21 protein-coding genes and 2 tRNA genes are annotated in these 19427 nt (G+C 61.9%); 15 read left to right on the plus strand and 8 right to left on the minus strand.

Annotation, left to right across the window (positions count from 1 at the left end):
- Positions 1–29: 29 nt before the first annotated feature.
- Entirely contained in the window at positions 30–296 is a 267-nt protein-coding gene (locus Q0X18_RS07300; RefSeq protein ID WP_297560403.1) for an acylphosphatase, read from the plus strand.
- Positions 297–303: 7 nt separating this feature from the next.
- Here Q0X18_RS07300 and hflX read toward each other — a convergent pair whose 3' ends face one another.
- Positions 304–1986 carry a GTPase HflX gene (gene hflX / locus Q0X18_RS07305; protein ID WP_297560405.1) on the minus strand — a complete coding sequence of 561 codons (1683 nt, stop codon included), beginning with the start codon at positions 1984–1986 and terminating at the stop codon, positions 304–306.
- Between the two features lie 191 nt (positions 1987–2177).
- Here hflX and Q0X18_RS07310 point away from each other — a divergent pair, with 191 nt between their 5' ends.
- Positions 2178–2759, plus strand: a complete 582-nt coding sequence (locus Q0X18_RS07310; RefSeq protein WP_297560408.1) for an HAD family hydrolase — start codon at positions 2178–2180, stop codon at positions 2757–2759.
- Positions 2760–2764: 5 nt separating this feature from the next.
- Positions 2765–3295 carry a YdcF family protein gene (locus tag Q0X18_RS07315; RefSeq protein WP_297560410.1) on the plus strand — a complete coding sequence of 177 codons (531 nt, stop codon included), beginning with the start codon at positions 2765–2767 and terminating at the stop codon, positions 3293–3295.
- Positions 3296–3371: 76 nt separating this feature from the next.
- On the opposite strand, the gene Q0X18_RS07320 is transcribed toward Q0X18_RS07315, so the two are convergent.
- The 4 genes from Q0X18_RS07320 to Q0X18_RS07335 form a co-directional block, all read right to left on the minus strand.
- Entirely contained in the window at positions 3372–3854 is a 483-nt protein-coding gene (locus tag Q0X18_RS07320; protein ID WP_297563037.1) for a DivIVA domain-containing protein, read from the minus strand.
- A 135-nt stretch (positions 3855–3989) separates the two neighbouring features.
- Positions 3990–4634, minus strand: coding sequence for a YggS family pyridoxal phosphate-dependent enzyme (locus tag Q0X18_RS07325; RefSeq protein ID WP_297560412.1), 645 nt, complete (start codon positions 4632–4634; stop codon positions 3990–3992).
- Between the two features lie 104 nt (positions 4635–4738).
- Positions 4739–5560, minus strand: coding sequence for a purine-nucleoside phosphorylase (locus tag Q0X18_RS07330; RefSeq protein WP_297560414.1), 822 nt, complete (start codon positions 5558–5560; stop codon positions 4739–4741).
- A 1177-nt stretch (positions 5561–6737) separates the two neighbouring features.
- Entirely contained in the window at positions 6738–7916 is a 1179-nt protein-coding gene (locus Q0X18_RS07335; RefSeq protein WP_297559156.1) for an IS256 family transposase, read from the minus strand.
- Positions 7917–7934: 18 nt separating this feature from the next.
- Here Q0X18_RS07335 and Q0X18_RS16170 point away from each other — a divergent pair, with 18 nt between their 5' ends.
- The 10 genes from Q0X18_RS16170 to Q0X18_RS07380 all read left to right on the plus strand — a co-directional run bounded on the left by Q0X18_RS16170 (position 7935) and on the right by Q0X18_RS07380 (position 14660).
- Positions 7935–8153, plus strand: coding sequence for a helix-turn-helix domain-containing protein (locus Q0X18_RS16170; protein ID WP_374707506.1), 219 nt, complete (start codon positions 7935–7937; stop codon positions 8151–8153).
- Positions 8154–8163: 10 nt separating this feature from the next.
- Entirely contained in the window at positions 8164–8619 is a 456-nt protein-coding gene (locus tag Q0X18_RS07340; RefSeq protein WP_297560416.1) for a hypothetical protein, read from the plus strand.
- Entirely contained in the window at positions 8612–9550 is a 939-nt protein-coding gene (locus Q0X18_RS07345; protein WP_297560418.1) for a DNA primase, read from the plus strand. The genes Q0X18_RS07340 and Q0X18_RS07345 overlap by 8 nt, the downstream gene beginning before the upstream one ends.
- Positions 9547–11271, plus strand: coding sequence for a hypothetical protein (locus Q0X18_RS07350; protein WP_297560420.1), 1725 nt, complete (start codon positions 9547–9549; stop codon positions 11269–11271). The genes Q0X18_RS07345 and Q0X18_RS07350 overlap by 4 nt, the downstream gene beginning before the upstream one ends.
- A 225-nt stretch (positions 11272–11496) precedes the next feature.
- Entirely contained in the window at positions 11497–12033 is a 537-nt protein-coding gene (locus Q0X18_RS07355) for a hypothetical protein (RefSeq protein WP_297560423.1), read from the plus strand.
- Positions 12030–12593: a hypothetical protein gene (locus tag Q0X18_RS07360; protein WP_297560425.1), complete on the plus strand. Its 564-nt coding sequence runs from the start codon at positions 12030–12032 to the stop codon at positions 12591–12593. Before Q0X18_RS07355 ends, Q0X18_RS07360 begins: the two co-directional genes overlap by 4 nt.
- A complete protein-coding gene (locus Q0X18_RS07365; RefSeq protein WP_013015020.1) occupies positions 12580–12963 on the plus strand; it encodes a hypothetical protein in 384 nt (127 codons plus the stop codon). The genes Q0X18_RS07360 and Q0X18_RS07365 overlap by 14 nt, the downstream gene beginning before the upstream one ends.
- Positions 12942–13205, plus strand: a complete 264-nt coding sequence (locus Q0X18_RS07370) for a hypothetical protein (RefSeq protein WP_297560435.1) — start codon at positions 12942–12944, stop codon at positions 13203–13205. Before Q0X18_RS07365 ends, Q0X18_RS07370 begins: the two co-directional genes overlap by 22 nt.
- A 107-nt stretch (positions 13206–13312) precedes the next feature.
- Complete coding sequence (locus Q0X18_RS07375; protein ID WP_297560437.1) at positions 13313–13525, plus strand: hypothetical protein; 213 nt, start codon at positions 13313–13315, stop codon at positions 13523–13525.
- Positions 13506–14660: a site-specific integrase gene (locus tag Q0X18_RS07380; RefSeq protein ID WP_297560440.1), complete on the plus strand. Its 1155-nt coding sequence runs from the start codon at positions 13506–13508 to the stop codon at positions 14658–14660. Before Q0X18_RS07375 ends, Q0X18_RS07380 begins: the two co-directional genes overlap by 20 nt.
- An 84-nt stretch (positions 14661–14744) precedes the next feature.
- On the opposite strand, the gene Q0X18_RS07385 is transcribed toward Q0X18_RS07380, so the two are convergent.
- The 3 genes from Q0X18_RS07385 to Q0X18_RS07395 form a co-directional block, all read right to left on the minus strand.
- Positions 14745–14821, minus strand: a tRNA-Met gene (locus Q0X18_RS07385).
- Between the two features lies 1 nt (position 14822).
- Positions 14823–14899: transfer RNA gene (locus Q0X18_RS07390), tRNA-Met, on the minus strand.
- 72 nt (positions 14900–14971) lie between these two features.
- Complete coding sequence (locus Q0X18_RS07395) at positions 14972–16060, minus strand: XdhC family protein (RefSeq protein ID WP_297560443.1); 1089 nt, start codon at positions 16058–16060, stop codon at positions 14972–14974.
- 447 nt (positions 16061–16507) lie between these two features.
- On the opposite strand from Q0X18_RS07395, the gene Q0X18_RS07400 reads away from it, so the two are divergent.
- Both Q0X18_RS07400 and Q0X18_RS07405 read left to right on the plus strand, forming a co-directional pair.
- Positions 16508–17008 (plus strand): (2Fe-2S)-binding protein, encoded by a 501-nt coding sequence (locus Q0X18_RS07400; RefSeq protein WP_297560446.1) that lies wholly within the window; start codon positions 16508–16510, stop codon positions 17006–17008.
- Positions 17009–17054: 46 nt separating this feature from the next.
- Positions 17055–19421 carry a xanthine dehydrogenase family protein molybdopterin-binding subunit gene (locus Q0X18_RS07405; protein WP_297560448.1) on the plus strand — a complete coding sequence of 789 codons (2367 nt, stop codon included), beginning with the start codon at positions 17055–17057 and terminating at the stop codon, positions 19419–19421.
- Positions 19422–19427 lie beyond the last annotated feature (6 nt).

The raw sequence follows: 19427 nt of genomic DNA on the forward strand, positions 1-19427 counted from the left end.
CACTACCCAGAGTGTTGTAGATTGATGGCGTGCTTCGAATTACGGTACTGGTCAGCGGGCGGGTGCAGGGTGTCGGCTACCGCTACTTCACCCGTAAAAAAGCCCTCGAGCTAGGCCTTTCCGGCTATGCCGAGAACCTATCGGACGGTCGGGTGGAGGTGGTAGCCGAAGGTGAAAAAGCCGATCTGGAGCTCCTGATTCATCACCTGCGCCAGGGGCCCAGGGGCGCTTCAGTCCTTCAGCTCGACGTACAGTGGAGCGAGGCTGCCGGCCTGAAGGGATTTCAAACTTTCTGAGGCAGCATCAATCGGTGAGGGCAGCAGCCACCCCCGACTCTCTCGGCACGTAAGCCCAGGCCGCCGGACGCACCCCCTGCGCCAGCAAGGCCCCGGCCACGGCCTGCTTGAGCTCGCTCAGGCCCTGCCCCCGCACCGCCGAAACCGGCAAACCACCCAGCCGCTCCTTGAGGAACTCGAGGTCGTAGCCCCCGGCAGCATCGGCCTTGGAGAGCACCAGCACCCGCGGCGACTCCACGCCCAGTTCGGCCAGCAGGTCTTCCACCACCTGATAGCGCTCCAGCGCCCCTTCCTGCGAGGCGTCTAGCACGTGCAAAAGCACATCGGCGTCGCGCAGCTCCTCCAGGGTGGAGCGGAAAGCCTCCAGCAAGTCGCCCGGCATGTGCCGTATGAAGCCCACCGTGTCGGTGAACAGCACCTCACCTATACCCGTCAGAAAACCCCGGCGGGTCAGCGGGCGCAGGGTGGCGAACAGTTTGTTCTCCCCTTCATCGCCTTTTTTAGCCAGGGCGTGCATCAGGGTGGTCTTGCCGGCGTTGGTATAACCCACCACCCCCACAATGGGCAGGCCCGATTTGTCCCGCTGGCGGCGGGTCTCCTGGCGCCGCCCGGCAATTTCTTGCAGCTTGCGGGTGAGTTCGGCGATGCGGTCTTGCAGGCGGCGGCGGTCGACCTCGAGCTTGGTCTCCCCCGGCCCCCGGGTTCCGATACCACCCCCCAGACGCGACAGCTCTTTACCCTTACCTACCAGCCGGGGCAGCAGGTATTTGAGCTGGGCCAGCTCAACCTGCACCTTGGCCTCGGGGGTGCGGGCGTGCTGGGCGAAGATGTCCAGAATGAGCTGGGTGCGATCCAGCACCTTGAGGCCAGTAATGGTTTCCAGTTCGCGGGCCTGGGCTGCGCTCAGGTCAATTCCGAAGATGAGGGTGCCGGCGTTCTGGTGGTAAGCGTGGGAAACCAGCTCCTCCACCTTACCGCGCCCCACCGCATAGCGCGGGTCGAGGCTGGGGCGGAAGACCAGCTCTTTGTGGGCCACCACCGCCCCCGCGGTGCGGGCCAGCTCGGCCAGCTCGGCCAGATCTACCTCGGCCTGCACCCCCTCGCCCTGGTCTACCCCCACCAGCACCGCCCGCTCCCCCGAGCCATCGCGCAGGTCAAGGCCGCGGGCCTGGCGTGAAAGCTCCTCTTCCAGCGCTGCCACCGAGGCCGCCAGATCCCACTCGAGGTACTCGTGATAGGGCTTGGAGGGGAAAATTTGCCAGTCTTCTTCATCGGCCTTGGGCGGCGAGAGCTGGGCCAGGTGCAGCCGGCCGGGGTGGCCCTGCTCGACCTCGAGGGCCGCCATGGCATCCAGGCGGTGCAGGAAGAGCACGGAGAGATCCGGGCGTGAAAGCCCCCCCGAGCCCAGGTGGGTGTGCAGGATGCGATACCCGGAGAGCCGGGTCTCCACCAGGGCCCTCTCAGGCACTGGCAGCTCTTTGGCATCCCCCACCGCCACCCGCATCACCCGTCCGCCCCGATCCAGGAGCAGGCTGATGGGCTTACCCAGCTCGCCCGACAAAGTCGCCAGGGTTCGGGCCAGCTCGGCGGTGAGCAGGCGGTTGGCCCCCACGCGGCGGTTGTACAGGTTGGCAAGGCGCTTCTTCTCGCTGGGTTTCAGACCATTGGTGCGACCGAAGATTTTCTCCACTAATTCATCACCTAAGCCGAGCAAAAAGACAAACCCGCTCCTTCCACCTTTCAGGCTTCTGGGAGCGCGGTTCGTAGTCTCAACTTGCTAAGAGTATAGCACCTGTTTTGTCAGGGAAAGATGATAAAGGTCACAGCAGCAGGGCCGCCTGGGCTTTTGTTTATCATTCGTCTTCCTGATAGGCTGGCGCTGTGGGAAGACCCAGGGCTGTGTTCTTCGATTTAGACGATACCGTACTGGCCCCGCGGGCTTCCAACCCCTGGGCCACCTTCAAGCAAGACCACCGGCTTCCAACCCATCTGCTCATCCTGGACGGCATCGCTCTGCGCCCACCCCACGAGCAGGCCAAGCTGCACCAGCGGCTGCTGGCCTACGAACAGGCCCTGGCTGCCAGTTCAAAGGTGCGTGAAGGTATGCCGGAGTTGCTCGAGGCGCTGGCCGCTTTGGGGCTGCCCACCGCCCTGCTCACCAACAACCACCGGGCCGCCACCCAGATGGCCCTGCAAAAACACGGCCTGGCTTTTGCCCTGGTGCTCACCCGCGAGGAGGCCCCGCCCAAGCCCAGCCCGGCCCTCTTAGAGCGGGCCCTGGAGCATTTTGGCTTGCAACCCCACGAAGCCCTGTACATCGGGGACTCGGAGGGCGACTGGCAGGCAGCACAGGCCATCGGTCTGCCGGTGTGGTTTCTGGCCACGCCGCACAACTCGACCTTGCAGCCCCGTTTCGAGTATCCTTTAGAGTTGTTGCAGTCGCTCCTGCAACAGGAGGGGTAAAGGATATGCGCGGGTGGTGGGCCTTGGTGTTTCTGGCGGTGGGGCTGGCCTTTTTCAGCCCCAAAGCCTCGTCCAGTCCGCTGCAAAAAGCCGACTGGATTGTGGTGCTGGGAGCTGCCCAGTACAACGGTGAGCCTTCGGTTATCTTCCGTAATCGGCTCGAGGCTGCCCTGCGCCTTTACCGGCAGGGCTACGCCCCCCGCATCGCCGTCACCGGGGGCCGCGCGCCCGGCGACCGCTACAGCGAAGGTGAGGTGGGCTGCTCGTATCTAAAAACCCGAGGGGTTCCACCCTCGGCCCTCTACTGCGAGCAACAAAGCCGGCGCACCATTGAGAACCTGACCAACATCGCCCCGGTAGTCGGCAAATCCCAGGTCATCATCGTTACTGACGAGCCGCATCTACCCCGCGCTCTCATCCTGGCCGAGCAGCTCGGCCTGCGGGCCAGCGGTTTCGCTGTGCATGGGAATTTCAAGGAATCCTACTGGCAGCGCGAAAGCTGGCTGGCCCTTCTGGCCCGGCTGGGGGTGCGCTAAGTACACGAGAAGCTTCGCCTTGCTGTTTGTACTTCCCGCAGAGGCCCCAGGATGGGAAGAATTGGTGGTGGGGCGCTCAGCGTTTGAAGCGATCCAGCGAGGCCAGGTAGCCCTCGAGCAGGGCGCGAAACTGGCCCACAAACAGGTCGCGCTCGCTGCGCACCTGTTCAATGTCGTTTTTGATCCGCTTCATCTGCTCGATGAGCTCCTGTAGCGCAGCCTGGCGCTCGGACTCGGTCTCCCGTTTGATGAGTTCGGCCTCTCGCTCGGCCTGGGCCTTAATTTCGCGGGCGATTCGCTCGGCGGCCACCACGGCCCGCTTCAGCTCGGCCTCGCCCTCTTTGGCCTTGGCTAGCTCGGCCTCGAGGTCGCGGATGTAGCTGCGCAAGCGCTCGTTTTCTTCGATGAGGGCGGTCTGGGCATCGGCCACCCGGCCCAGATACTCCCGCACCTCGGCCACCGAATAGCCGCGCAAGCCCTGGCGAAACTCCTGGTAGCGGATGTCCAAGGGGGTTAGGTCGCTGCGTTCGCTGCGCTCGATGCGAAACTCACCGGTCATGCGCTCTTCCACGGCTTTAGACTACTACAGCCCTTATTTGAATAGCGATAACTTTCCGCACTTGCAAACTCGCAGCACTAAGCGGCATTTGGTTTTTGGAGTCAGGTCACTCAGACTTACCAGCGGCACACCAGATCACGCCCCTGGCTCAAAAATAGCCCGCCCCACCCGCACCAGCGTGGCCCCCTCCTCCACCGCCACCTCGAGGTCGCCCGACATCCCCATGCTGCGCTCGGTTAGCCCATAGCGGTCGGCCAGGCGGGAGAGCTGGGCAAATATGGGCCGCACCGTCTCGGGGTTGTCGGTGTAGGGGGCCACGGTCATCAGGCCCTCCACCCGCAGCCCTTCCAGGGCCTGGATCTGGGCCATGGCCTGGGGCAGTTCTTCTTCCAGAAAACCGTGCTTCTGGGGTTCGCGCCCCAGGTTGAGTTCCAGAAGCACCCGCTGCACCTTGCCCTGCTCGAGCGCCTTGCGGGCCACCGCCTCGGCCAGGCGCAGCGAGTCTATGGAGTGGATTAGCTCGAAGCGCACCGCAAACTTGGCCTTGTTGCGCTGCAAGGGCCCGATAAAGTGCCACTCGGCCGAAAGCGCCTCCATCTTGGGCAGGGCCTCCTGAATGCGCGACTCCCCCAGAGGGAAGCGACCGTAGCGCAGCACCTGTTCCTGAATCTCGGCTACCGAGTGTTCCTTGGTAACCGCCACCAGCCGGACACCCTTCGGATCGCGACTCGCACGGCTACAGGCTTTTTCTATGCGCTGCAAAACGTCAGGAAGACTCATAGCTCAGGCTGGCAGTGCAGTTATGAAATTTTTCTCTTGAGAAACCTTACTTCCATTGCCTCGCTCAGAACAGGATTGCCCCCTGCAAATGAGCTGGGAGGCAGCTACAAGGCCGCCAGAATCCCTCTGACAAACCTGCGGAACAGCGCCCCACTCCGGGCCGCGGTAGCCAGCACCTCCTGCTCGGTGGCGTGGTGGTCACGCTCAGGCACGGCCATATCGGTAATGGTGGAAAGGCCCAGCACCCGGGCCCCCAGGTGGCGCAGGGCAATCACCTCGGGCACGGTGGACATCCCAATGGCATCGGCCCCCAGGGTGCGCAGCAGTTTAAGCTCGGCCCGGCTGGCAAACTGCGGCCCCGGCCACCAGGCATACACGCCCTCGCGCAGGTGGAAGTCCTGGGCTCGAGCCACCTTATGGGCCAGCGCCCGAAGATCCGGGTCGTAGGCGTCAAAGGTTACAGGGAAGCGCGGCCCCAGGCGCTCGTCGTTGGGGCCGGTAAGGGGCGAGAGGGGTGCGTAGTTGATGTAGTCGTTGTGCAGCATCAGTTCCCCCGCGTGCCAGTTGGGGTTGAGCCCCCCGGCCGCCGAGGTGATGAAAAAGGTTTTTGCCCCCAGAAAAAAACCCACCCGCACGGGAAACGCGACCTGCGCTGCGGTGTAGCCCTCATAGCAGTGCACCCGGCCCTTGTAGGCCAGTACGTTTTTGCCCTCGAGCCGCCCCAGAATAAGCTTCCCCTCGTGCCCCGGTGCGGTGGACTGGGGGAAGTTGGGCAGTGCCGCATACGGAAAGCTCGCCACCGTCTCGATCTCGTCGCCCAGCGGGCCCAGCCCCGAACCCAACACAATGCCCACCTCGGGTACAAAGTCGGTCTGGGCGCGAATGTGGTTTACGGTCTCTTGAATCTGGTCGTAGATCGAACTCATAAACCCAAATCTACCGTAAACCAGGCGCACGGAGAAGTACGGCGCAATTACGATGCTTGTTACACACTTGATATAGGTTCACGGATGGCGGTCAAAACGCAAACCCGAGGATTAGCATCCTCGGGTTAATTGCGTTCTGGTGTGGTGGCTATGGGCGGACTTGAACCGCCGACACCACGATTATGAGGTGACTTCATGCCAATACAAGGCCACACACTAACTCACAAAAAAGCTGTCCTGAAAACGATTCTCCACACTTCCACATACAATAGAACACTTCCGGTTTTGGGTCATTTTTTGGGGTCACTGGATTTTATTGGGGTCAGGTTTGGGGTCAAAACTAGGGTCAAGACCGGGTTCGATGGGCGCTACATGTAGCGGTTCGCTTTGAATCATCTACAATATGTGGTATGATGTCTGTATGAGAGGCGGTAGAGCGTTTCAGCACTGGTGCAAAGTGCAGGATGCACGTTGCTCGGTGCGTGCCGCCTATGTACGTGCCGCCAGTGTGGATTTGATCTTTGAAAGGCAGATCCTGAAAAGGCAGTTAACTCAAGCGCTTTTCACGCTTGGGGGATTCGCCAAACTCCCCCTTCTCTGGCGCTGGCGTTTGCTGAGGACTTTGATTCTTTCGTGGTTGCTCCCCGCGAGCTACGTTATGCCTCTCCTAAAAGCCTCAGTGCGGGGTCTTCTAAGAACCGGCTACTTGGGCTATCTGCCCGTGATGATTCGAACTACTAGAACTCTCTTGCTGGCGCTTTGGCCCTTTTATCCCCTCGGGTTTGCGGCAAGAAGGGCCATCTATGAGTGCATGCACGAGGATCTCGCGGAAAATCTCCATGAGAAACTGCGCGCTTTAGCCACCCGCGTGGCAACCCTGAGCTGGATAGTAATTGCATTTCTAGCCACCCGAATCCACAGCTTGGTGGTGGGCACCTCCCTGTACTACCGCTCGCGTGAGCGCTTTTTCTATCCCCCACCTGAACCGCTAGTCCTAATCCCAACAATCCAACCTAACGCACCCTCGGCCTAGTGCTGTAGGCGACAGGCTTTGTCCTGTCACGGCTACAGACTCTAGGCCGGATTTTCCGGCCTCCGTAAACACGGAGGTTTTCTAATGGAAAACAACAAAAAACTTGCCTACTCCCGCAAGGAAGTGGCAGAGCTTCTGGTCGTGTCAAGATTTATGTGTAGCAGTCTGTGTAGAGGGGAAGTACCGCTCCTTCAGCATCTGTTCTAGCATCTCCTTTGCCTCGGCAAAGCCTCTGAGTGTACGCTCTGTCCATTTGCCCTCCTGCCTTTCGCTCTCCAGATACAGCACTTTGAACACCGCCTCCGTTGTAGGAAACTTGTGATCCCGTACCTTGGTACTGCGTCTTATCTCCCGGATAAACCGTTCCATCGGATTGGTGCTCCGAAGGTAGGGCCACAGCACCTTGGGATAGCCATAGAACCGCAGCAGCGCCGCGGAGTCCTCCCACCAACCGCTCACCAGCCGCGGGTACCTCGACCCCCAGGTTCGCCGCAGCCGCTCCAGGCCTTCCAGGGCTTCCTGTCGGCTTTCCGCCCGGTACACCCCGCGTAGATGCTCGGCCACCGCCCCCCGATCCCGTGCACGCACCTGTGCCAGGCTGGAGCGCACCATGTGCACCACGCAGCGCTGCCATTCGGCGCCGGGGTAGACCCTTTGGATGGCCGCCTCCATGCCGGGAAGGCCATCGGTCACGAAGAGCAAGACCCGCCGTAGGCCCCTTTGCCACAAGCCCTTCAACACCTCCTCCCAGGCCAGAGCGCTCTCTGCGGGCAGGAGCCAGAAGCCCAGCACCTGCCGCTCCCCGCTGGGGGTGATGCCCAGCGCCACATACACCGCCTCTTGCTGAACCCCCAGGTCGTCCCGCATGACCCTCAGAAACAGACCGTCCAGGTAGACCACGGCCAGTTCCTCCGGCAAAGGCCGCTGGCGGTACTGCTCCGCCGCCCGCAAGACCTGGTCGGTCAGGCTGCTAAGGGTCTCGTGGGTATAGCGGTGCCCCAGCAACAGGCTCAGCACCTCCGCCGCTTTGCGCTGCGTCACCCCGGCGGCATACAGGGCCACGGCCACCTCCCCCACGTCCACCAGGCGCCGGGCATAAGGTTCCAGGAAGCTGGGATAGTAGCACCCCTCGCGATCCCTGGGCATCTGGAGGTTCACTGAACCAAAGCGGGTCGAAAGCCGCCTGGGGTAGTAGCCGTTTTTGCGTCCTCCGTGTTCCCGCAAGAAGGCCTCCCGGTCGGCGTCCAGCAGAATCTGCAAGACCTCGGTGGCTGTTTCCCTTACCGCTTCGCGCAAAATCATCTGTAGGGTATCCTGATCCATGGGGTACCTCCTTGTTGATTGCGGTACCCCCTCTTTTTACACAAACCCCTACACATAATTCCTTACACGACCGAGCTTCTTGGTATACACCTCAACTCTGTTGACCGCTACATCAAACAAGGTGCGATCCCCGCACGTAAACTCGGCTCTCGCTGGCTGATCCCCGCTAGCGCTTTACGCGCCTGGCTCGAGGGTAAGGATGAACAGAACCCCGCCATGCAGGGCGGGGCTGAGTAGGAGGGTGGCTATGCTTCCCGAAAACATTCTACAAGACAAGCTGGCCTTCCTCTCGCACTTCCCCCACAACCAACGGAGCGCCGCCAACAACATCCTGCTCGAGGCTGTCCGCGCCGGCTGCAACGAGCCTAACCAGGTGGTGGGCTACGCCCTCGAAACGGCGTGCCGCCGTTGCCACCTCGAGGCCGCGCAAACCCTGCGGTTGCTCTCTGAACTGGACTTCGAGGCCCTGTTAGCCGGGGCTCGCTGGGCCTTGTGGTGGGAGAGTCTGTCCCCCGAGGAGAAGCGCCGTTTTCGGGAGGGGCGGGCTGAGGAAGCCATAGAGCGCTGGATGGAGCAAAACCCACCCACAGACAGGCAACTCGCCTATTTGAACCGCCTGGGCTACCGTGGCCCGACACCCGCTAATCGGCTCGAGGCCTCCCGGCTGATTGACGAGCTTGTGAAGGGGGTGCGCCATGCCTAGCCCCCTACAAGCCGCTAGCATCCCTCCCACTTTGCGCCCGCTGAAGCAGTGGGTGCTCTGGCGCTACAAGGTGCGGAATGGCAAGCGCACCAAGATCCCTTACCAGCCCTCCGGCGTGGAAGCCAAGAGCAACGACCCTGCCACATGGGTTGATTTTGAAAGCGCTGTGAAGGCCTTTGAGCGGGGCGGCTTCGATGGGGTGGGCTTCGTCTTCGCCAAGGATGGCGGCGTGGTGGGGGTTGATTTGGACTGGAAAGGCTGGGCCGGGGAGGGCGTGCCCCTCGAGGTTCAGACCATCGTAGATCGGCTGAACTCTTACACCGAGTGGAGCCCGAGCCGGAAGGGCTGCCACATCCTGCTAAGGGGCAAGCTGCCAGCCGGGATTGGCAAAAAAGAGCATCTAGCGCCCGGTGTACACCTCGAGGTGTACGACTCTGGGCGCTTCTTCACCGTGACCGGGGAGAGCTGGGACGGCTACCCCGCTGACCTCGAGGAGCGCCAAGCCGAACTCGAGGCCCTGTTAGCTGAACTCTTCCCCCCACGAGAGAGAAAGCGCCCGCTGCCCGAGCCCCCACCCCCACCACCGAGGGAGGTCAGGATAGGGGGCTCTCCCAGGAGGCTCACCGCGCTGCTAGGCGCTTACGCAGAGGCGGTGAGAACGGCTCAACAGGGTACCCGGCACAATACCTTGATTGGTTACGCCCGTGCCGCCGGTGGATTGGTGCCGCACGGATTAGACCCCCAGGAAGCGGAAGAGGCCCTGGTAGCCGCTGCCCTCGAGGCCGGACTACCCGAGGCCGAGGCCCGAGCAGCGGTGCGGTGGGGGCTCGAGGTGGGCCGCTCCCATCCCCTTTACCTGGAGGACGCTCACGCTTACCAACCCTCTACCTACCGGGCCCGTGTCTACAAACGGCTGAGGAGGTGGGTATGACCTTCCCCGACCTGCTCAAGAAGGTGGAAGGGGCCCGAGCGGAGACCCTGCCCGCGCTGCTGCCCGAACTGTTCAAGGGCATGTACGAGGCCGCGCTGCTGGACACCGAGACGGAAGCCCTATTCCAGGCCGTCAAGAAGAAGACCGGGGTTAGTGTCGGTGCGTTGCGTAAAGACTGGGCCCGCTACCGCACCACGTGGGAGGAGAAGGCCCGGCAAGAGACCGCCCCTAGCCTCACCCCCGAGGCCTTTGAGGCCGCACAGGAGCTCTCGAAAGACCCCGCGCTACTCCACAAAGCGATTGAGACCATAGGGGGGTTAGGGGTAGTGGGAGAGCAGGAAAACCGGGGCCTGCTTTATCTGGCCCTGCTATCCGCTAAGTCTCAGACTCCTATCTCGGTGCTGGTCAAAGGCCGGAGTTCGTCGGGCAAGTCTTTTCTCGTCTCAAACGCGCTGAAGCTAATCCCCCCCAGGGGTTACTACGAGCTCTCATCCATGAGCAGCAAGGCCCTGGTGTACACCGACCTCGACTTTTCCCACCGCCACCTGGTGTTGTACGAGGAAGACGGCTTGCAGTCTGAGGACGTGCTCTACTTGATCCGCAGCCTGCTGTCAGAAGGGCAAATCCGCTATCTCACCGTGGAGAAAAACGGTAGTGGGAAACTCGTAGCCCGAGAAATAACCCGACCAGGCCCTACAGGACTCATCACAACGATGACCAAAGGGCTGACGAAAGAGGACAACGAGACCCGCACCTTCTCCCTCTACATGGACGACAGCAAAGAGCACACCCTTCGGGTGGTGGCCGCCCTAGCCGAGCGGGAAGCCCTGGGTACCCGCTCCGAGGTAGACCTACGCCCCTGGCACGCGCTCTACGAGGCCCTGCCCCAAGCCGAGGTGATAGTGCCCTTTGCCCCCCACATCACCCGGCTGCTTGAGTCCAAAGACCTGCCTGAGGACTTGACCCGGCTCCGTAGGGATTTTGTACGCTACCTGACGCTGGTAAAAGTGATAACCCGGCTACACCACGCCCGGAGGGAGACCCAGGGGGATTGCCTAGTGGCTACCCTCGAGGACTACGCCCTGGCCTACCACCTGGCTGCTCGCCCGATGGCCCGGAGTGTGCACACCATCAGCCCCCAGGCCCTGGCGTTGGCTCGAGCCGTGGGCGAGGTGCACGCTCTGAAGGTGGAAAAGGCGCAAGAGAAAGGCGGTTCTGAGGAGTCGGTGGTGGTTTACGCCAAAGAACTGGCTAAGCACCTACGCTGGGCGAAACGGACGGTGCACAAGTGGCTAGACCAGGCCGAGGCGGCTGAGCTAATAGACATAAACAAGGACGGTAACCGGCTAGCCATCCGACCCCTGGAAGGGGCCCGCCTGGAAGAAGAATCCTTCCGGCTTCTTCCCGAGCCTGAAAAGCTGGCCCAGGAGTTAGGAGAGGGGGGTAGCTACATCCACCCCATCACCGGAAAAAGCTGCGTGCTCTATCCTTCCGAAACAGCGTGCACGTTTTCCCCAAAAACCCCAACAAATAACGTCCAGAACGATGGAAACCATCGTGCACGCTATGTGCACGAACGTGCACGGGAGGAGGAGAAAAGCCCTCTGGAAGAGGAAAAAACCCGTGCACAAGGGGAAGCGCCTTCTTTATCGCAAAAAACCGAGGAGCGCGCACGCACCGTGCACCCCCCCCGTGCACGCTCGGGGTGGAGGGAGGTATAGCGTGCCCACCCCCCGTACACAAAACACCGCGAATGCCGTCCTGGACGTAAAGAGGAATGTGCACGCTGTTTGCCCCGTCCTGGACGGTGTTTCTCCTGGGGGTGTGCACATCCGTGCACATGGCGTGCACGATGGTTTTTACTGTCCTGGACGGCATTACCACCCGATTTTGAGTGAATCGTGCACGCACTTTGGGGAAGAAAGAGGCACGCAAAGGAGGAGCCCATGACCCGACTGGATCTCCTGGCCGCCCTGCGGGCCCTTGAGGCCCTGCCCCTGGCCCGGGAGGGGGGGAGGCTCCTCCTCCCCGAGGAGACCCCGGAAGAGGTTTTCCAGGCCATCCGCCCCCACAAGGCCCGCCTCCTCCGGGCCCTGGAGGACGGGGAGGAGGTGCCCGCCCGCGCCCTCCTGGAAGACCCCCGCCGCCGGGCCCTCCTCCTTTTGCCCGAAGAGGGGGAAGAGAAGGGTGTGAGCCTTACCCGCGACCCCGACCCCTCAGGCTGCCCTACCCACTGGCAGAGGGTGCCCGAACTACCCCCTCGAGGCTCGAGGGTGGCTATGGTAGACGAGGCGGGGTTTGGGAGGCTATACCGCTTCAAGGTCAAAGGGGTGTGGTACTTGCTGAAGTTTCTACCCCCCTTTGACGGTAGGGTGTCCCTGACCGACCAGCAAGGAAAAGTACGGGTGCTGGCTTCCCTGGATGAGGCCGCTGCCTTCCTGGCCCTGGTGACAGAGGACGAGGAGGATGTGTTGGTGATATGAGCCGCTACCCCCACCTACCCGCTGCCCTGCTGGGGCTGCTCGAGGCTGGCCCCTGGGAAGGAACCCCCACCGAGCTTTACATCGCCCTCGAGCCCTACCGGGTAGAGCCCTGGCCCGCTAACCCCGTGAGCCTGAGTCTGTGGCTCAAACACCACGCTGAGGCGCACGGTATCCAGGTGGAAGCCCATCACACCGGCGAGCGCCGGGTGTTGTGTCTGGCACGGGTGGCTAACGGGTTGAAGGGTGCAAGCGAACCGGAACATAGCGGCACGATTCCGCCGCATACCGCCGCGTTTTGGAGCTTCCCCACCTGGGGGGCTTTACGTGAAGGCCTTCCGGAGGTGTTTGACTCCCACCCCTCTGAAATGACCTTTACCCTCGCTTACCGTTACCCGAACTGGCAAAGCGCGAGGGTGGTCAAGCGCTTCTTTCTCGAATCTGAAGCAGCGGAGGATTCCTTACGCTACCCCCAAGTGTGTGAGGTGCGTATCTACGCCGGTGAGGTGGATATAGCCACCGTGTGGCCTATGGAGAATAGGATTGAGTATGCCGAGCTTTGACTACGAACGCGCCGCCACCATCCTGGCCGAGGCCGCATTCTCGGACGACCAGAGTGTGTGTCAGCGTCACGGAATCACGGATAGGACGCTGCGCCGCTATCGTGCGCGGCTGCTGTCCGACCCGCGTCTGTCCGCTTTCGTCCAGGAGCGGCAAGCGCGGCTTGCTGAGCAGTGGGCACACGAGCTGGCACCCGCTATCGGTGCGGCTGTTCGGTTTCTCCGGCAAGCCGCACAAAGCGCTGACCCCACCAACCCCGCCGCAATCCGCGCTGTGGCCGAGGCCCTGAAAGCGTTGGCCGAGATAGACATGACCCGCGATATGCTTCGCTCTCGAGTTGGAGGTGACACGTGGGACTTTGGGAAAAACTAAGGCGACTTGAACGGATACAACAAACTGGTGAACGCAGCATCACGCTTCACCGTTCGTACGCGCTGAATAGCGAGCTACACCCGACCCCGGAGCAGCTACGGAAAGCCGAGGCGCTGTGCGAGCAGGCCCGCCGCGAACACCCACGCGCGGTGCTGATTGTTCGTTTTGGCCCCGAGGGGGAGGTCACAGTCACACCCGCAAGGTTGTTTTTGGGAAAAGACGTGCGCCTAAGCGAGTTCTAAAACACCCCCTCTTGACCCTCGGGAGGGGGTTATTGCTCAAAACAAAAGCGTACTTATACGTCTAAGTGCGCTTTTGACTATCGCACCACCTGTTATACAATGCCCTTATGCCAAGAGGCCAACACCTGGATCGGGCTCGGCTACCCAAAGAAGAGCGCTTGCGGCTTCTCAACCGGGAGCCGCTTGAGCCGGATGAGGTATCGGTATCCATCCGAATACGCATCAGAAAAGACCAGTTACCCGCCGTGCTGGGGCTGAGCGCAAAAGAGCGCGGGGTGCTGCTGGCTAAGGGGGTGCAGGATGCCAAGACTGACGAATAAACCACGTAGACGCAAAGATGGACGCTTCGAGGTGCGCCTGACCATCCAGGAAGGGGGTAAGTCGGTAAGGGTCTCCGTGTTTGGCAAGACTGCTGCTGAAGCTGAGCGCAAAGCCCGCGACCTGAAGACCAAGGCCGAGCGGGGCCTGTACACCCGCGATAAGACCACCGTGGCGGGGTATGCCCTGGGTTGGCTTGAGCGCAAGCGCAAAGAGGTAAGACCCCGCACGGCTGAACTGTACCGGCTCGAGCTAGGCTACGCCCTGCCCTCAATCCAAGACCCCGAGGCCAAAGACCCGCTGGGCTCCAAACCTTTACAGGACGTGAAGCCTGCCCACATCCGCGAGGTGTTGGGTGAACTCGCAGAGCGCTATTCTATCCGCACCGTCAAGATGGTGCGGCAACGCCTGTGGCAGGTGTTCCGGGATGCTTTGGATATGGAGCTCGTCTTTCGTAACCCGGTGGAGCCGGTGCGGATCAAGACCCCTAGGGGTCAGAGCCAGAAGGCCGGTAGAGCCCTTGAGGTGCACGAGATAGCCGCCTTGCTGGCCGCACTGGATAGCCACAAAGACCCCCGTACTGCTATGGCCCTTCGGCTGATGCTGGCCTGTGGGTTGCGTAGGGGTGAGGCGCTGGGGTTGCAGTGGCAGGACGTAGACCTCGAGGCCGGGGTGCTCACCATCCGCCGGGCCTGGACAGATGACGGTAAGGCCGGGGTGGTGACCCTACCCAAGACCGGGACTAGCCACCGCACCCTTCCCATCCCGCACAGCACCCTCGAGCGGTTGAAGCATTACTCCATCTGGTACGCCGGGCTGTTTGGCAACCCCAACCCCGAGGGCTGGCTGTTCCCAGGTAACGACACCACCAAACCGCTCAACCCACACGCGCCGAACTGGGCCTTGAAGCGCATTACCGAGCGGCTGGGGATACCGCCGGTGCGGGTGCATGACCTGCGCCATAGCTACGGTAGCCACATGCTGGCAAACGGTGCACCGCTGGAGCTTGTGGCTGAGCGCATGGGACACGCCAACCCCAACATTACGCTAGGGGTTTACCGGCATGTGTTGGAGCAAGAGCGCAAGGGCTGGGTATTCGACCCTGAAGACCTGCTGAAGCCCAGGGCCAAGGCATAGGGGGTCAAAAGTTTATTGGGGTCAAAGTGTGGGGTCAAAGCTAAAACCGGGGTTCAGACGACCCCGGTTTTTTGCGTCCTGGACTGGTGGCTATGGGCGGACTTGAACCGCCGACACCACGATTATGAGTCGTGTGCTCTAACCAGCTGAGCTACATAGCCATGGTTGCAGGGACAGGATTTGAACCTGTGACCTTCGGGTTATGAGCCCGACGAGCTACCAGACTGCTCCACCCTGCGTCGTTCGGATGGGGGGTCGTCCCCAAGCCGCAAACTCAATCTTAGGCGGGAAATCCTCTACCGTCAAGGCGCTCAGGTAAGCAACGGCACTGTGGCCGCCTCGTGAATCCCAGCTTTCTTATCGTTCAAAAAACCACCCTGGAAGCCCCTTTGCAAGGCCACTATCTCGGCTATGGCTGCCACTGCGATCTCTTCCGGGCTTTCGGCGCCGATGTCCAGCCCGATGGGGTTGCGCAGGCGGGCCATTTGCTCCGGGCTGGGCACGAAGCCTTCGTTTTTGAGCGCATCCAGGATTTTTTCCAGCCGGTTGCGCGGGCCCAGCATACCCACATACCGTGCCGGGGACTCGAGGGCAAAGCGCAGGGCCTGGCGGTCAATGTCGAGGTGGTGGTTCATGATAATCACGTGCTGGCGGGGGGTCAGGCTGATTTTCTGGGCGTATTCGTCGTGTGCGGCCTGAATGGTCTGGCAGCCCTCGAAACCCTGCAGCAACTCGGGGCGGGCATCCACCACCGTCACCTTGAAGCCCAGCACCAGGGCCTGGTTCGCCATGGGCTTGGCGTCGTGGCCGGCGCCAAACAAAACCAGCTCGGGGATGGGGCTGCTCACGTCGAAGAACACCTCGGCCTCCTGCACGTAGCGGGTGGTGGGACGGGAGGTGCCCCCCTGCATCTGCCGGGCGATTCGAACTACCTGTTCGTGCAGTTCGGGAGGGGTAATCTGGCCCTCGAGCGCCCCGTTGGGCTTGAGCCAGACCCGCCCTTCCCCACCCTCAATCACCGTAGCCAGCACCGAAGGCTCCGAGTCCGTGGCCTCCTGCAGCCAGCGGTGGAGCATGCCCTGGGGCTCGACCGGCTCCACCCAGACCTCCACCGTGCCACCGCAGCCCGGCCACCAGGTTTTCTCTTCGTTGTAGTCGAAGATGGTACGTTCGGCACGGCCCCGGGCCAGGATCTGCATGGCAATTTCGATCATCTCTTGCTCCAGGCAGCCCCCGGAGATCATGCAGGCCGAGCCGCCGTCTTCCCGCACCAGCATTTTGGCCCCTTCACGACGGTAGGCCGAGCCAATCACCCGCACCACCGTAGCCAGCGCGGTCTGTTTACCCTCGGCCCAGGCGGCCTCGAGGGCCGCTAAAAGCATGGGAATCTCGTTGGCCATACACTGTTCCTCTTTTTCTAAGTTACACCCACAACAACCTCACAACTCTGTTGGCAGCACACATTTAACCGGTTTCCTGCTATATGCAAATCCAGCTACTTCTTGCCACTCTCATCTTTAGGGTTATATAGTTATGCCTAAAGATTTCAGTTACGGGTGTGCCTGCTCGATTGGTTTGGTGTACCTGGAATCGTTTTCAATAGCTCTGGCCTCGAGGTGCTGCATTGCTTAGACTTCCTTTCACCCCTCGGTTTCACCCCAAAGCCTGGCGCTCAGGTGTGGGTAAAGGCGTGCAAAGGCCGGTTTTTATCTGGGCACCCAATCAGGGCAACCATACAGCCATCAACCGTCTACCTGGTTTACAAGGCGGCAACCAGGGCCCACCCCCCGTCTGATACTTCGGCGTTACGTTTCGAATCTACCCATCCATACATCTAAGGAGGAGGCATGGCAGAGAAAGTACACATCAAGATTGTGGTCAACGGCGTCGAACACCACAGCGAGGTCGAGCCGAGGCTTTTGCTGGTTCACTATCTACGGGAAACCCTGGGGCTCACCGGCACGCACGTGGGCTGCGATACCAGCCAGTGCGGGGCCTGCACGGTGCACCTCGACGGCCAGGCGGTAAAGTCGTGCACGCTCTTCGCCGTGCAGGCCGACGGCAGCAGCATTACCACCATTGAGGGCCTGGGCAGCGTGGACAAGCTCCACCCTGTGCAGGAGGGTTTCTGGGAAATGCACGGGCTACAGTGCGGCTTCTGCACCCCCGGCATGATTATGGCGGCAGCCGACTTGCTCAACAAAAACCCGCAGCCTACCGAGGAAGAAATCCGGCATGCCCTGGAGGGCAATCTGTGCCGCTGCACCGGCTACCACAACATCGTGCGAGCCGTACAGTATGCCGCCGACAAGATGGCCGGCAAGGTTGGAACGGCAGCGGACGACTAATCCCAAACGCGGGGCCAAAACCTTGAGCTAAACGAGGGAGAGCACAATGGCAGAAAAACTATTTGGTAAGGCCATGAAACGGGTCGAAGACCCCCGCTTCATTACCGGTACCGGCAACTATACCGACGACATGACCCTGCCCGGCATGGTGCACGCGGCCATGGTACGTTCGCCGTACGCCCACGCCCGCATCAAGAGGATTGACACCTCCAAAGCCCAGGCGCACCCTGGCGTGCTGGCAGTGATTACCGGGCAGGAGATGAAGGACGCAGGCATCAATGGCATTCCCACCGGCTGGCTGCACCCCGGCATCAAAACCCCACCCCATTACGCCATCACCTTCGATAAGGCCCGGCACGTGGGCGACATCGTGGCCGCGGTCATTGCCGAGACCCGCCAGATCGCCGAGGACGCCGCACAGCTCGTGGAAGTAGACTACGAGCCCCTACCAGCGGTCTCGCTGGGCAGCGAGGCGCTCAAACCCGGCGCGCCCGCCGTCCACGACGACGTGTCCGATAACGTCTGCTTCACCTGGAGCATTGGTGACAAGGAAGCGGTAGACAAAGCCTTTGCCAGCGCCTACAAAACCGTCAAGCTCAAGTTGCGCAACAACCGCCTGGTGCCCAACGCCATGGAGCCGCGGGCCTCGCTGGCCCAGTACCTCAAGGCCAGCGACGAGTACACCCTCTGGACCACCAGCCAGAACCCCCACATCCACCGCCTCCTGATCGCGGCTTTTATCATGGGCATCCCCGAGCACAAGCTACGGGTGATTGCCCCGGATGTGGGCGGGGGCTTTGGCAGCAAGATTTACCAGTACCCCGAAGAGATTATCGTGCTGTACGCGGCCAAAAAGCTGGGCCGCCCGGTCAAATGGACGGCCCGCCGCTCGGAGAGCTTCGTGACCGACTCCCACGGACGCGACCACGAGACCGTGGCCGAGATGGCGGTAGACCAGAACGGCAAAATTACCGCCGTGCGGGTGGACACCATCGCCAATATGGGGGCCTACCTGACCACCTTTGCCCCGGCGGTGCCCACCTACCTGTACGGCTGCTTGCTGGCTGGCACCTACACCACCCCCCACATCTACTGCCACGTGACCGCGCCCTTCACCCACACCACGCCAGTGGACGCCTATCGGGGCGCTGGGAGGCCCGAGGCCACGTATCTGCTCGAGCGCCTGGTGGACGTGATGGCCCACGAGCTGGGCATGGATCCGGTGGAGTTCCGCCGCAAAAACCTGATTCCCCCCGATGCCTTCCCCTACCAGACCCCGGTGGCCCTGCAGTACGACTCCGGCAACTACGAGGCCAACCTGGACAAGGCCCTGGAGATGGTGGGTTACAAGCAACTCCGCCAGCAGCAAGCGGAGTGGCGTAAGCAGGGCCGGTACATGGGGATTGGCGTGGTGACCTACATCGAGGCCTGCGGGCTGGCCCCTTCGGCCCTGGTGGGTAGCCTGGGCGCCCAGGCCGGGCAGTGGGAAAGCGCGCTGGTGCGGGTGATGCCCACCGGCAAGGTGGAGGTCTTTACCGGCACCCACAGCCACGGTCAGGGCCACGAGACGGCCTTCGCCCAGGTGGTGGCCGACGAGTTGCAGATTCCGGTGGAGGACGTGGTGCTGGTACACGGCGACACTGGGCGGATGCCCTACGGCTGGGGCTCCTATGGCTCGCGTTCGGCGCCCACCGGCCTTTCGGCCATCGTGCTGGCGACCCGGAAGATCATTGACAAGTCCAAAAAGATTGCCGCCCATCTGCTGGAGGCCGCCCCCGAAGACATTGTTCACGAGGGCGGCAAGTTCATGGTCAAGGGGGTACCCGACAAGGCCAAGACCTTCTTCGAGATCGCCCTGCAAGCCCACTTGGCCCACAACTACCCCGCCGACCTCGAGCCGGGCCTCGAGGCCACCCACTTCTACGACCCCAAAAACTTCGTCTACCCCTTCGGTACCCACGTCGCAGTGGTGGAGGTAGACCCCGAGACCGGCAAGATTAGGCTCCTGCGCTACCTCTCGGTGGACGACTGCGGCCCGGTGATCAACCCGCTCATCGCCGAGGGGCAGGTGCACGGCGGCATCGCCCAGGGCCTGGGGCAGGCCCTCCTGGAGGAAGCCGTCTACGACCCGGAAGGCCAGATTCTCTCGGGGAACTTCCTCGAGTACACCCTGCCCCGCGCCGACGACCTGGTGCAGATCGAGCACGACCATACCGTAACCCCCTGCCCGCACAACCCCTTGGGTGTCAAGGGCATTGGTGAGGCAGGCACCATCGCCTCCACCGCAGCGGTGGCCAATGCGGTGATGGATGCCCTGCGGCCCTTTGGCATCGTGCACCTCGATATGCCCTACACCCCAGAAAAGATCTGGCGGGCCATTCAGCATAGCCGCCCAGCCCAGGCTGCCGATTAGCCTTAA

Source organism: Meiothermus sp. (assembly GCF_026004075.1).
Classification (GTDB): Bacteria; Deinococcota; Deinococci; order Deinococcales; family Thermaceae; genus Meiothermus.